The organism is Lysinibacillus sp. CNPSo 3705, assembly GCF_028674935.1.
GTDB lineage: Bacteria > Bacillota > Bacilli > Bacillales_A > Planococcaceae > Lysinibacillus.
This window is the reverse complement of sequence record NZ_JAQZSD010000054.1, coordinates 1-13,020: the sequence shown is the minus strand read 5'-3', so window position 1 is coordinate 13,020 and position 13,020 is coordinate 1. Positions and strand designations below refer to the sequence as shown.

Annotated in this window: 11 protein-coding genes and 3 pseudogenes; 10 read left to right on the top strand and 4 right to left on the bottom strand. The window is 33.3% G+C overall.

Going from position 1 to position 13,020, the window contains the following annotated elements; genetic code table 11:
- Positions 1-122: 122 nt before the first annotated feature.
- Positions 123-881, top strand: a complete 759-nt coding sequence (locus PVA17_RS18980) for a class I SAM-dependent methyltransferase (protein WP_274068588.1) — start codon at positions 123-125, stop codon at positions 879-881.
- A gap of 60 nt (positions 882-941) precedes the next feature.
- Here the strand turns inward: PVA17_RS18980 and PVA17_RS18975 are convergent, their stop codons facing one another.
- Positions 942-1,733, bottom strand: coding sequence for a DUF1266 domain-containing protein (locus tag PVA17_RS18975; RefSeq protein WP_274068587.1), 792 nt, complete (start codon positions 1,731-1,733; stop codon positions 942-944).
- A 505-nt stretch (positions 1,734-2,238) separates the two neighbouring features.
- On the opposite strand from PVA17_RS18975, the gene PVA17_RS18970 reads away from it, so the two are divergent.
- The gene (locus tag PVA17_RS18970; RefSeq protein WP_274068586.1) at positions 2,239-3,084 is read left to right on the top strand and encodes an MBL fold metallo-hydrolase; all 846 of its coding nucleotides are present in this window, start codon (positions 2,239-2,241) and stop codon (positions 3,082-3,084) included.
- 413 nt (positions 3,085-3,497) lie between these two features.
- Positions 3,498-3,914, top strand: a pseudogene (locus PVA17_RS18965) (VOC family protein).
- Positions 3,915-4,256: 342 nt separating this feature from the next.
- Here the strand turns inward: PVA17_RS18965 and PVA17_RS18960 are convergent.
- The 3 genes from PVA17_RS18960 to PVA17_RS18950 all read right to left on the bottom strand — a co-directional run bounded on the left by PVA17_RS18960 (position 4,257) and on the right by PVA17_RS18950 (position 6,398).
- The gene (locus PVA17_RS18960) at positions 4,257-4,631 is read right to left on the bottom strand and encodes a cupin domain-containing protein (RefSeq protein WP_274068585.1); all 375 of its coding nucleotides are present in this window, start codon (positions 4,629-4,631) and stop codon (positions 4,257-4,259) included.
- 20 nt (positions 4,632-4,651) lie between these two features.
- A complete protein-coding gene (locus PVA17_RS18955; protein WP_274068584.1) occupies positions 4,652-5,566 on the bottom strand; it encodes a class I SAM-dependent methyltransferase in 915 nt (304 codons plus the stop codon).
- Between the two features lie 133 nt (positions 5,567-5,699).
- On the bottom strand, positions 5,700-6,398 hold the full coding sequence (locus PVA17_RS18950; protein ID WP_274068583.1) for a YetF domain-containing protein: 699 nt from the start codon (positions 6,396-6,398) through the stop codon (positions 5,700-5,702).
- Positions 6,399-6,714: 316 nt separating this feature from the next.
- Between PVA17_RS18950 and PVA17_RS18945 the strand changes: the two genes are divergently transcribed.
- From PVA17_RS18945 to PVA17_RS18915, 7 genes and pseudogenes are all read left to right on the top strand, one after another.
- Entirely contained in the window at positions 6,715-7,521 is an 807-nt protein-coding gene (locus tag PVA17_RS18945) for an aminoglycoside adenylyltransferase domain-containing protein (RefSeq protein ID WP_132360900.1), read from the top strand.
- Positions 7,522-7,844: 323 nt separating this feature from the next.
- Positions 7,845-8,362 (top strand): annotated as a pseudogene (locus PVA17_RS18940) (isochorismatase family protein).
- Positions 8,363-8,765: 403 nt separating this feature from the next.
- A complete protein-coding gene (locus tag PVA17_RS18935; protein ID WP_274068582.1) occupies positions 8,766-9,047 on the top strand; it encodes a hypothetical protein in 282 nt (93 codons plus the stop codon).
- A 23-nt stretch (positions 9,048-9,070) separates the two neighbouring features.
- Positions 9,071-9,646: a DUF1697 domain-containing protein gene (locus PVA17_RS18930; protein ID WP_274068581.1), complete on the top strand. Its 576-nt coding sequence runs from the start codon at positions 9,071-9,073 to the stop codon at positions 9,644-9,646.
- Positions 9,647-10,127: 481 nt separating this feature from the next.
- The gene (locus PVA17_RS18925; RefSeq protein ID WP_483308037.1) at positions 10,128-10,532 is read left to right on the top strand and encodes a BlaI/MecI/CopY family transcriptional regulator; all 405 of its coding nucleotides are present in this window, start codon (positions 10,128-10,130) and stop codon (positions 10,530-10,532) included.
- On the top strand, positions 10,532-12,238 hold the full coding sequence (locus tag PVA17_RS18920; RefSeq protein WP_274068579.1) for a M56 family metallopeptidase: 1,707 nt from the start codon (positions 10,532-10,534) through the stop codon (positions 12,236-12,238). The genes PVA17_RS18925 and PVA17_RS18920 overlap by 1 nt, the downstream gene beginning before the upstream one ends.
- 234 nt (positions 12,239-12,472) lie before the next feature.
- Positions 12,473-12,610, top strand: a pseudogene (locus PVA17_RS18915) (protein adenylyltransferase Fic); the annotation flags it as partial.
- Positions 12,611-13,020 lie beyond the last annotated feature (410 nt).

Below are 13,020 nucleotides of genomic sequence, written 5' to 3'. Positions count from 1 at the left end.
TATATTATACAGAAAGTGAGTGATTTATGATGAAAGTCAGCTCTATTTTTCCAACAAACCAATATAAGGTGTGGAAGAAGTAAGAATAATAGATTCTTCTGCACGAAATCGGAGGAATTGAAATGTATAGTAATTACGGACCTTTATGTACAGAACTTTATGATTTGACAAAACCAGTCGGATATTCTATTGGTGGGGATATTGAATATTATCTTGAACGCTTAAAAGGAACTGAAGGAAAAGTACTTGAGGCGGGAGCTGGCTCTGGACGCTTCTTAATTCCTTTACTTGAAAATGGATACGATGTTGAAGGAATTGACTACTCATCTGAAATGTTAGATTTATGCCGAAAACACTGCTTAGAAAGAGGGTTCAAGCCAAATTTATATGAAGGTAACTTAAGCAATTTTTCATTAGACTCAAAATATGAAGCGATTGTTATGCCGACAGGTTCGTTCTGTTTAATCGAGAATTCCAAAGATGCGATGGATGCATTATTATGTATGTATAATCATTTGATCCCTGGAGGACGCTTAATTGTTGACATGCTTTTACCTACAGACTGGCGAACAGGGGAAATTACTTCATCCTACTATGAAATTTCGCAAGAGGACGGAATTGCAATAGAAAGAAAAGCCGTTGAAATGAACTGGATTGAGCAATATACGCTCACCGTTTTAAAATATGAAAAATGGCGAAATGGTAAATTAATTGATTCAGAGTTACAAAGGTTTCCATTAAGATGGTACGGAATAGAAGAATTCAAGTTAATATTAACAAACATAGGATTTTCTAATATTACTTGCTCGGCTGAATATGTTTATAATAAGAAGCCTTCAAAAGAGCATTCATTAATTACATTTGAAGCTGTTCGCAAATAAATATACCTGCTAGATATTAGTTAAGAAAGTAGCTAATACCTAGCAGGTTTTTAGATTTAATCATACTTTGTCTAATATAAAGTTATCTGAATCTTGCGTCTTTGGTCGCTGAATGCTAAATTCATTCCAAATCGAGTCCTTTTCATTCAGCAATTCCTTCCCATTCCAAATGATGTCGTAAATGTCACCCTCATAAGCAATGGCTCGGCCAAATGCAAATGACATAAAATAGTTCTTCCAAGATTGGAAGAAATGGCTTCCAGCATCAGCTGCACGAGTTATATAGCCCCATGCTTGTTCCTCAGTAATATAACCAACTATGTAGCTCCATCTTGCAACATTTACAGCTCGGTCAAAATCCCAGGCTGCAATAGTGTCCACCTGATCAAAATCGGATTTCGTAAAGGAAAGCTTTTTCATCATCGCTTCTTGAGCGGATTCATAGCACTCCTGCGATTTTCCCACTTCCTCCTCTGTAAAAGACTGGCCAGCTTTCAATGCTATAAGAAGCTGATCATACTTCGTACGATGCCCTTCTGTAAGCAGCCATTCCAAAGTTTCTATAGCTTCCTTTGTATTACTAACGTCCCAGTATGAAAAAAGGACCTCCCTCAAAGTTTCATCATCTACATCTATTGGTAGTATCCGTGGCGAATCAGTGCGGTAAAGAGCGAGATTGGCGCCGTAAGCAAGCAAATGCTCTTTCTCTTTCGGTAAAGAGTTAGCTATTTCCATTTCTAGTCGCGCTTTTTTCTCGTTTTTCTTAATTCGCTTGCTTGCTGTAATTAATCCTACAATAAGTAAAAACACAATTACTACGATAATCCCTGCAATGTACATTAAAATCTTCAAACTATCACGATCCTTTCCATTATTTTTATTCGGCGAAGTTTAAATTAGAATTATTCACTTCACACAAAATTCAGTAAAATTATACATTTAAAGGTAGTTTTATACAATGAGACTATTTTATTACTTATCACAGAAAGTGAGGAACATTTGTAGGCGTAGAGGATTTGGCACGAGCGATTGAAATGAGCTAACGAAAGGGGACATGAAGCGGGAGTTAGCCCTGGGCGTTTCTAAAATCTTTACTTTAAAAGGGAAAATGTTTACTCAAGCTGATAGATCTCTTCAGTTTAATAGAGCATTCAAGGCGAGCGTGTGAGATTATCACTTCACTATCGAGTGAAGTAGGAATTGCATAAGAAAGTACAACCATTAAATAAATTATAACTTCTAGATTAGCTAATAAGGTCGTTAATTTGAGTATAATCCATTTTTTTCTTGCTTTATTTTTACTGTATAAAGGAAAAATATGATTGTTTATATTTCGATGAAGAAAGAAGGGTTTTCCATGCATAAAGATATGAATTATGGTAGCGACTTTAAATATATTCCAGCAACATCGATTTGGAGTGGAGATGGTGTAGAAGTATTGCCTGATTTATACCAGCATACGATTCAAATTGTTAATATCGCACTCTACGGTGAACCTCATAAGAAAGAGTTCGTATTAGTTGATGCAGGCATGCCAAAAAGTGCAAAGGAAATTATTTCAATAGCCGAGGAGAGGTTTGGCTCAAATAGTCGACCTAAAGCATTAATTTTAACACATGGACACTTTGATCATGTTGGGGCGATAATTGATCTAATTGACCATTGGGGTATGCCGGTTTATGCTCACACATTAGAATTACCTTATTTAACTGGTATGAAAAATTATCCTGAAGCAGATCCTGTTGTCAATGGTGGCTTAATTGCGAAAGTATCATCAATTTTCCCGAATGAAGCCATAAACTTAGGAAACAACGTTGAGGCGCTTCCGTCAGATGGAAGTATTCCATATATGGATGGTTTTCGTTGGATTCATACGCCGGGTCATACGCCAGGGCATATATCTTTATTTCGTGAAGAGGATCGAGCGTTAATTGTTGGAGATGCATTTGTTACGGTTAAACAAGAATCGCTCTACAAAGTGTTGCTACAAAAAAAGGAAATTAGCGGACCGCCACGATATTTCACGACGGATTGGCAGGCAGCTTGGGATTCCGTTAAAAAATTAGAAGCATTAAAACCTTCAGTTGCTATTACAGGACATGGATTACCGATGAAGGGGGAAGAGCTTGCTAGCAATTTGCATAAATTAACGACTGAATTTGAGCAGATTGCTTTACCTAATCACAGCAAATTCTTGAATTAACATAAGGTCTATGTGGGACGAAGAAATAACATGAAGATATTCGTTTTAGATAAGAAAAAAGCGGCACTTCCAATTTTATGTCTATCAATTGAAGTGAAGCTTATACTAAATTTCTGATTAAGTTGTCGTATTTCCCTTGTTCACCTTAATGTTATAGGACTGATGATATCTTTATCAGTCATGCTTGAGTGCATACCCATTTTTTATGTTCTATATTGAATATATCTATCATTTTTTTTAAAAAAGGCTGTAGCAAATAAACTTGCTACAGCCTAAATTGGTTCATGCCCCTTGATGGCGCAATATCATATATTTTATCATAAGATACTTTATTGTAATATATTTTGTTTTTTACAACATTTCAATAATGAAAAGACTATTGACAAAAAATAGACACTAGAGAGGGTGATGGAATTAGTGAAACGTTAATTAGAATAGGAACTACTTATATTCCAGTCAGCAATGTTGAACTCATGTGAGTGGTATGTAGGTAAATTGGGAGCTGAATGTAGTTACCGAGATAGTGATAAGGCTATTCTTAAATTTGCTAATCAAAGCTTTATTCTTGTTAGATCAATGAACAATCAAAGTTCAAATTTCATTGATTGCTATGGGAAAGAGCATTTTTCGATTACTTTTGAGGTAGACGGATTAAGTGCATTAGAGACGATTTGTAAAATTTTTAAAGATAAGAAAATAGAGTTGGAGAAATTGAAAATAGGGGGCATTCGGGAAGGAATTTTGTTTTTTACGATTTGGATGGAAATAAATTTGATGCGTGGAGTGAGCTGAGTCCTACTTATAAAGAAAAATACAAGGGTGATGAGTAAACTAATATGAAAAGGTTTTTCCGATTTCACTAAATTTCCCAGACAATTATTTGAAGGTGGGGAAATTTCGAGAAGGAGGGACGAAATTTTATCTTGCCCGATCGAGATAGAAATACGCTAGGAGTTTGTCAATAAATTATATAGAAACATTATTTCCTGAACAGAAGATTTATAGAGGGCCACTTACCATTATAAGTGACCCTTAGTAACAAAGCTTCGGAGGTGTAAGACTAAACCAATCTTACATTACTAACATATGATACGATGTTATTTTTGCATAGTTAATTGCCTGAGAAATAGTGTAACTTCTATCAGATGGTTTCAAATACCCGCTGAAAGAAGTTAAAGCCTCAGGCGAATATCATTTTTTATAGGCATAAATGCTGAGGGATTTAATTGTTCTGATTCTATCACAATACCAGTTAATCCTGTATCCGTTTTAGTTTCATGCCATTCATCCTTTGCCCAAAAAACTGCATCACCAGGCTGTACTTGATAGTATTGCGCCTGTTCATTTCTTACAAATCCTTCACCTTCAATAATTAAGAGCAGCTGGGGAACTACAGCTTGATGATAGCCAATAACTCCGTTTTCTTCTAAATACATACACCCAATACTAGCTGATGCTTCAGTTTCAATAATTCTAGACATAATAAAACTAGACTTAAATTGTGTTATATTTTTGCCATTCTCTTTGGACAATTGATAAATTTTCATTTGATTCCTTCTAGCTTAAATTATTTTTTCACAGCATGGACGTAGTGAATAGTTTCAAAGGCGGTTAAATAATCTTTTCGATCGTCAAAATAAAGCTCATTAATTGTATCTGGCGATAAATGTTCGTAAATAAGCAGACCTGCGTTTTCTAACATTTTTTCCATTTCTTTATAAGTAAAACATGATTTCATCGGTTCACCACTTGCTGCAGCCATCTTTACCATGTTATTTACTCGATTTGATATTCCTTGTTCTTTAAATAGTTTTTCATCAGCATAGTCCAACACTATTGAACTTCCTGTTGGTACATTGGCAAATAAGTGATCAATTAAACTTGAAATTTCATCTTTCGTCAAATAATAGGAAACACCTAGTAAACTAAAGAAAGTTTTTTTATTACCGAAGCCGCTATCCATTAGCTTTTGGTAGGAAAACTTTTTTGTGAAATCCAACGAAATGAAATGTACATTGCTTGGAAGCTTTAATTTGACTTCAGCTAATCTCTTCTTTTTAAATTCCTGTGTTGCAGGGTGATCAATTTCAAAGATTTTCAAATTGTTTTCAAGTTCCGGGTGTCTTAGGCTGAATGTATCTAATCCTGCTCCGAGTATTACATATTGCTCTAAACCTAACATGATTTCATTTAACAAAACTTTTTCACAATATGCCGCACGTGCCAAGGGAGTAGGAGAGAGCTGAGTTTGCACAATCCATTTTAATAGCTCTTCCGTTTGTTCATTTAGTTTTACTGCGATCTCTTTGTTAAAAAACGGGATACCTTGAACCATATTTGTTTGAATGTCATTGAACTCTTGTTGTGTGATTAATTTTTTAGCTAGGTAGTCATCAAAAATTTTAGGGGTATCAAATTGACTATGATAGGCTCTACTAAAAGCTGAGATTAATGAAGTTAAACTGGATTCATCTTTGTTCATACAAGTATACTCCTTAAAAAAATAGGATTCCCCTGGCCAGGAGAATCCTATTGTACAGATAAATTCCGTAAAAGTAAATTATTGCATAAAATACTTTTTTTGTCAAGTTTTATGCGCTAAGAAGTCACTAAATTTAGAAAGCTTCTTCATCAAATTTTTGGATAAATATTTTCCCGTTCGGTTGAATTTCTGCATAGAAAACTTCCTCGATTGATTGTATATTTTCCTTTTTTAATTCGTTATCTAACCATTCTCTACTTTTTCCAACCTCCAGTAGATTTTGTGTCAATAGTTTCCCATCTGTGATAACTTCAATGGGGATAAAAATCGGAGGTGAAGGAGAGATTTTTAAATCTAACTTTTGCGTGCCTTGAAATTCAGGCTTTTTCAAAATACTAAGCATGCCATTTGGTTCTAATATTGCATAGTCAATTTCTGTAATTGAAAAAATTTGATATTGTCTAATCATCATCGTAAGATCATCAATATTTATTTTACTGTTTGCTAAAGCTTTTCTATCTATTTTTCCTTTTTTAATAACGATTGTCGGTTGTCCATCAAGGAATGTTCTTGCTTTTCCGGATTTTAGTGCGATATAACTAATTAAAGTAGTAAGCGCACACCAAACAATTAAGCTTAGTAAAAATTTTGTGAATACAATTGTTTTTAAAATTACCATGTTGGCTGCAATAGAACCAATTGTAATACCAGTTACGTAGTTAAAGAAGGTTAAGTGACTTAGTTGTTTTTTACCTAGAAACCTCGTAAGTGTCAGAAGAACGAAAAAAGTAATAACTGTTTGAACAACTACTTGTATATAACCTGTGTACAAATTCTCCCACTCCTTATCTAATCCCTAGAATACCCAATGAAATTTTAAAAGATACCTCCATACAACAACACAGGTGGATTCAATTTATAGTTATTAAAAATCTAACAGAATCAATACATTATTCGATCTTCATCATAAGTAAAGTTGATTTCCGTTTTGCTTCGTTCCTCTATCGATAATCCCTAAGGAGTCGCCACGTCTCCATTTCAACAAATTGTATTTCTTATCTTTAGCAATAAACTTATTATTATCAATAATGGGAAAAATACTTTTGTTTTGGTAATATAAGTATTATCTGATTAAAAGGAGAGTTTTTATGGATTCTAGAGTTCCTATGCAAGTTCGAAAAATTTTAAATGAATATATAACCCTATTTCAAAATAAACTACCGAATATCCTTGAAGGTTTCTATTTACACGGTTCAATTGCTCTGGACGCTTACATAAACAGTTGTAGTGATATCGACTTTATTGCAGTTGTCAATAGATCCTTAACCGAAGAAGATGCGAAAGTAATAGCCGATCTTCACAAAGAATTAAATCGACAATACAAGGATACAGGGATGGATGGATGTTATTTACTTGTTGAGGATATTGGCAAGAAACAGAGTGAAGTAAAAGGCTGTTTAAACGTCAACGAAGGCAAGACAAATTGGGGAAATGATCATATTAACCCAATTACTTGGTGGATTTTAAAAAATAAAGGTATAACAATTTTAGGACCGGATGTAACTACATACAGCTTTAATGTAGATGAGAGCGTGCTTGGTGAGTATGTACTAGGAAATATGAACAGCTATTGGTCGAATAGATTAAAAAAAATTAAAAAATATAAAGCATTTTTAATACCAAATAAATTAGTTGATTTAGAAGTAGAGTGGTCAATAACAGGGGTTTTACGGCAATTTTACACACTGCAAGAACAAGATATTGTTTCAAAAGTAGATGCATGTAAATATGCAATACATCATTTACCAAAAGAATTTCATAATATTATTAACGAAGCTATTAGTATTCGAGAAGGTTCCACTATTCGTTACTGTCATTCGAAAAAACAACGCATTGATGACACTATTCAATGTATGGATTATATACTTAAGCAATGTAATAGTGTCAAAAATTAATGAGATGTGGATGCATCAAAAGTTGGCGATGACATTTTTAAAAACGTATGTCATGTCAATAAGTCAAAACGAAAATCAGCCATGATTGCGATGAATTTGAAATGTTAATTTTACCTATTTATGGGAGAATGTGATAAAATTAATTAGTCTTAAATGACAATTAGGCTTTAGGGGGTAGATAGTATGAACAAAAAATATGTTAGCGCCGTGATAAACAAAAAGGGGAAATCGTCTAATTAATAATTATATCGTGTTTCCTCAAATTGAAAGGGGAAAATGATTTGAATCAAGCTCTACTTATTATTGATGCGTAGCAACAATTAATGGATGGTAATGAGAATGAAAGGGCTGTTTTTAAGAAGGAACAGCTTATTAGAAATATCAATTTAGTCATCGATAAAGCAAGAAAATCCAGTGTTCCAGTCGTCTTTGTAAGGGATCTCGATGTTGCTGAAGGTAAAGCGAAAGGATTTGCTATTCATAATGGCATTAATGTTCCTAATGAAGCAAGGGTATTCGATAAAAAAGCAACGAATTGTTTCCATGGGACTGAACTGTTAAATCATTTTCAATCTCAAGAAATTAAACATGTAGTTGTAATGGGCTGCTCGACGCAGCACTGTATAGATAGCGCGCCGTAAGAACTGCGACTATTAGTGGTTTCGATGTCACGTTAGTTGGTGATGGTCATTCAACAGCGGGTAGTGATGTTTTTAGTGCAGAACAAATTATAAAGCATCATAACAATACACTTCATGGTCATTACAATGTCGAACACTTTTCTATTGTCAGAAATTCAGAAGAAGACTTGTTTGAACCTACACATGATACGTATAGATAAGAAAAAATTTATAAGGGCACTCATTTGATGGGTGTCTTTTCTTTTGGTGATAATACCTCTAATATACAAATTGCATTTAGTATGTTTAATATATTAACAATACTGAACAATACGAGGTGTACTATGAAAAGCATACTATTAAACGAGAGCAAAAGGTATTAATTGAGGATTTGGTACTTATATTGAGTCCGCAGGTGGTGCAAGGTCACTAGGTAAGGTATGGGGATACTTGTTGATATCAGGTGCTCCAAAATCACTTGATGACATGGTGAATGACTTGCAAATAAGCAAAGGTATAAGCATCATTGTCCGTTCGACAAGGTGTTCATATTTCTTTAATTCGCAAAGTAGACAACGGATATTAAGAGAGTCTTTTTCGATTGATAAGAAGATGTTGCTTGCAATGAAAAAAGCACCATTTCCAACTCATACTGATCAATTGCATCAGATAAAGTCACCTACGCTTGTAATGGGTGGCGAAGGAAAAGTTATAACAGGCGTTGATGAAAGTAAAGGATCCCAAACTATTTTTAACCATATTCATAATGCAAAACTAGCATTATTCAAAAATGCATTCGACCCTTTAAGTACGATGCGCCGAGATATTTTTAATGAAATGATTATTGATTTTCTAGAGGATAAGCCATTGAAGCAATATAAGGATGTAACTATTATTAGTAAATAAATTAAATGGAAAGGTAGGTTTGTATGTCAATATATATTGCACTACTTAGAGGAATTAATGTAGGCGGGCACAATAAAATAATCATGGCAGAATTAAGAAGTTCTCTTGAGCAACTAGGATTACATAATGTGAAGACATATATCCAAAGTGGAAACATCCTTTTTGAATCAGAGGAAAATGAGGAGCTTTTGCATAGGAAAATTCACGATAAAATAAAAGAGGATTTTGGGATATCTAGTGTTGTTGTCATTAGGACAGCAGATGAAATACAACAGATTGTAAATCAATCCCCTTTTTCAAATCAGGAGATTTCAGAAGCGGAGCAATCTTGTAAGGGGGAATGCTTGCATGTTGCTTTGTTGCCGGCAGCTCCTTCGAAGGTAAATAGCGACATGTTTTTATCCTATGCAAACGAAAGAGAACTTAGTGTCATTGATGGAAGAAATGTGTATTTATTATTTCATGACAGCATTCGAAACTCCAAACTCGGTAATCATCTGAAAAAGCTTGAAATTCCAGCAACTGTATGTAATTGGAAAACGCTCATAAAACTTTCAAGTATGGTTGAGGAATTCAAACGTAAGAAAAGTGAACAATGATTTTGATTCTGGTACTAAAATGGCTGAATAACCAAAAATTTCATGATTTGTTCAGAAATTGTTTAAAATTATGTGGTAAACTAGTAATGTCATGGTTAACTGACGAACACGCATAAAAAAGTCTAGGTATTCACGGCACTGTGTACCATTTTTGAGACAGTAAGAAAACACCTTATTTTACAGCCAGTTGACGGTATTGAACCGGCGACTGGTTGTTTAATTTTGTCAATACATACATGTAAATTAAGAGGTGATTGTTCGATTAGAACAATCACTTCTTGTGCTAACGGAGCAGATTAATGCTAAAGGAACAATTATAATGGGTATTATTTCATTTAATAAAGCCATACTTTATGTGATGCTATGTTCTTTTAATGCATGAGCGTTCTGTTTAAAAATTTAAATAAGATTGACAATTGTTGATTACAAATGTAATATTTGTATATGGATTACATTTGTAATACAAGGAGGTGAGTTTTATATTATGAAAGAATTACCTAAGATATCCGAAGCTGAATTGGAAGTTATGAAAGTTCTTTGGTCAAAATCCCCGCAAACAGCAAATGAAGTAATTAAAGTATTAGAGTCAACAACGGATTGGAAACCGAAGACAATTCGAACACTTATTACTCGATTAGTCCAAAAAGAAGCCATTTCTTACCATCAAGATACAGGGCGTATATATGCATATTTTCCTTTAGTGTCACAAGAAAAGTATCTTCAAGTAGAAACAGAATCATTACTTAAACGTTTCTATGGCGCAGCATTTAAACCTCTACTTGTGAACTTCTTAAAAGAAGAAAAGTTGTCTTCAGAAGATATTAACGAACTTAAACGTATTCTGGATGAGAAGACTGAGGAAAATCAGAGGAAGGAAAGCAAATAATGATGGATATGTTTATAAACGTCTATCTACCTCACTTTTTTAATTGGTTGATAGAGACCTCAATTATGGCAAGTATTCTAGTTGTTCTAATCTTATGTGTAAAACTTTTGTTTAGAAATCAGTTAAATCCACGATGGCAATATCTACTTTGGATGATATTAATTGTAAGACTTTTATTGCCATGGTCTTTTAGTAGTACCTACAGTATCTATTCTATCTTTTCAAACGGTAATGGGACTGCTGTTACAAGTTTTTATTCTTCAAAAGAACATATGAAAGAATCGACAAATATAGACTATTCAAAAGTTGCTAAAGAGGATTCCTTTGTAGCTGGTTCAACCCAAGTAGCTAAGGAAAATAAGAAACAAAGTCGCAATAGTGCAAACCAAAATGATGAGACTTTTTCTTTTTATACAATTCTTATATACATTTGGCTTACTGGGGTTATCATTTTGGGCTTTACTACTATCATTATAAATAGGCGTTTACTTCACTTCATAAAAAAACAGCCTATAATTACAGATCAGAGGATTGTCACAATCTTTGAAAATTGCAAAAAATCTATGTCTGTTCAACAGAAAATCCCACTTTTTTTTGCTGGAAATATTTCAAGTCCAACTGTAGTCGGATTTATTAGGCCGAAGGTGTTATTGTCAGGCGTACACTCGAAAGTATTAAATGAGCAACAGCTACGATACATTTTTCTTCACGAATTAGCCCACATCAAACGAAAAGATGTTGGGGTGAATTGGGTTATGTATGGCTTACTCATTCTAAATTGGTTTAATCCTATTCTTTGGTATGCCTACTCATGTATGAGAGAAGATCAGGAATTAGCCTGTGATTCATTAGCTCTTACATATATAAATTCAGAGGAGCAACTTGCATACGGTCATACTATTATTAGCCTTTTAGAACACTACTCAAATTTTTATCAAATACCAAGTTTAGCAAACTTAAGTAGAAATAAAAAAACTTTGAAAAGGAGGATCCTTATGATAAAAAAATTCAAAAACTCTTATCGTTGGTCTGTATTTGGCGTTGCTACTTTAATCGCTGTCTCATCTATATCTTTAGTAAATGCACGTGTAGATAAACCGACTAACGCGATGAATGAACATACGGAATTAAATGAAGAAAAAGGGAAAACAGAGGTGGTCCAATTAAGTGTCAAAAATAGCGAACCAACAAACGGTCCACTTAAAGAAATAGGTCAGTGGAAATTTTTAGGTGATGGTTTTAATAAAGCTACATTAATTAAAATAAAAAATGTAGACAAAACCTATGATATGGGTGCTATTAAATTTACTATTAAATCTATCAATTTTGTACAATTGACAAATTTACCTGAGTTTACTGTTAAACGAATCAAAGAGAAACATGGTAAAGATCTCAATGATGAATTAAATTTAATTGATATATCATATAAAGTTGAAAATACAACCGATAAAGATATAGTTTTCTACCCTGTTGATACACTTACAATTAATAATAAAACTCAAATTAAATCGAAGGATTTTGTGTTTCAAACATCTGATTCGCAAACCTTTATAAATAAAGTAGTCGATGAGAGTTATATTCTTATTCCTACTTTAGAGGTTCCATTTAGTGAAATTAATACGATAAATATTAATACGAGTGATGTATTGAACAAGGAAAACTCTACAATTTTAAACCCGAGTAAAAATATAGGAATTAATTTATAATATAAATAATATATATTGAAACAGCTAGCTAAATTGAACTGTCCTCCGATTGACAATACAATGTTTGTGAAGGATTGTACTTAAATGAACGGGGTGCTTTACTTGAAGACCAACTTACTTGTCTAAATCAAGAAACTGTTGAAGGACTTGATGAATGTGCGAGATTGATTGAAGATAGAAGAAATTTGCTAAAGCAAGAGGCTGAAAGTCAACTTTTTTAAAGGGAGAATAATGATGCTAGAAAATAAATTGGGTATCAACAACCAGCTTGAATTGAATCGTATAGAAGAACGACTTTCAAAGAAGACAGCCAAAGATTTATACGATTTAGGAAAGAGGAATGAAATAGAAGTAGGCACATTCAAGGGTCTAGTGGAGCCATATTTAACATAAATGATCAAAATTTTTATAAAAAACTCATACTTAGTTAGAAAGATTAACTCCATTTTGATCAATCTTTTTTCAAAATGGAGTTTTAAATAAAAGTTGAAGATAATTTTTCAAACAATCCTATTCTAAAGCTAAACGTCCTCTATCAGATATAGCCCTCAAACTGGCCGCTTCCGACGCATGAATAGCATGAATAGTAATCCAAAGCTTCTCAATATAGTATTCAATAATCAGCTATTTTTTCTTCCTATAAACTCCACAAAAATGTGACAGGTTCTCAAAAAAGAAAGTGTTATTTATTGTTATTCAATTAAATCTTGATAATATTCCTTATTGTTATATTGATATTTTATTTTTAAGTTATTCTTTGTTGATTTGTATCGGATTAATAA

What these genes read in the sequence shown, in the direction of transcription:
- PVA17_RS18980 (WP_274068588.1), top strand. Translation starts at nt 123, where the DNA reads ATGTATAGTAATTACGGACCTTTATGTACAGAACTTTATGATTTGACA.
- PVA17_RS18970 (WP_274068586.1), top strand. Translation starts at nt 2,239, where the DNA reads ATGCATAAAGATATGAATTATGGTAGCGACTTTAAATATATTCCAGCA.
- PVA17_RS18960 (WP_274068585.1), bottom strand. Translation starts at nt 4,631, where the DNA reads ATGAAAATTTATCAATTGTCCAAAGAGAATGGCAAAAATATAACACAA.
- PVA17_RS18955 (WP_274068584.1), bottom strand. Translation starts at nt 5,566, where the DNA reads ATGAACAAAGATGAATCCAGTTTAACTTCATTAATCTCAGCTTTTAGT.
- PVA17_RS18945 (WP_132360900.1), top strand. Translation starts at nt 6,715, where the DNA reads ATGGATTCTAGAGTTCCTATGCAAGTTCGAAAAATTTTAAATGAATAT.
- PVA17_RS18935 (WP_274068582.1), top strand. Translation starts at nt 8,766, where the DNA reads ATGAAAAAAGCACCATTTCCAACTCATACTGATCAATTGCATCAGATA.
- PVA17_RS18930 (WP_274068581.1), top strand. Translation starts at nt 9,071, where the DNA reads ATGTCAATATATATTGCACTACTTAGAGGAATTAATGTAGGCGGGCAC.
- PVA17_RS18920 (WP_274068579.1), top strand. Translation starts at nt 10,532, where the DNA reads ATGATGGATATGTTTATAAACGTCTATCTACCTCACTTTTTTAATTGG.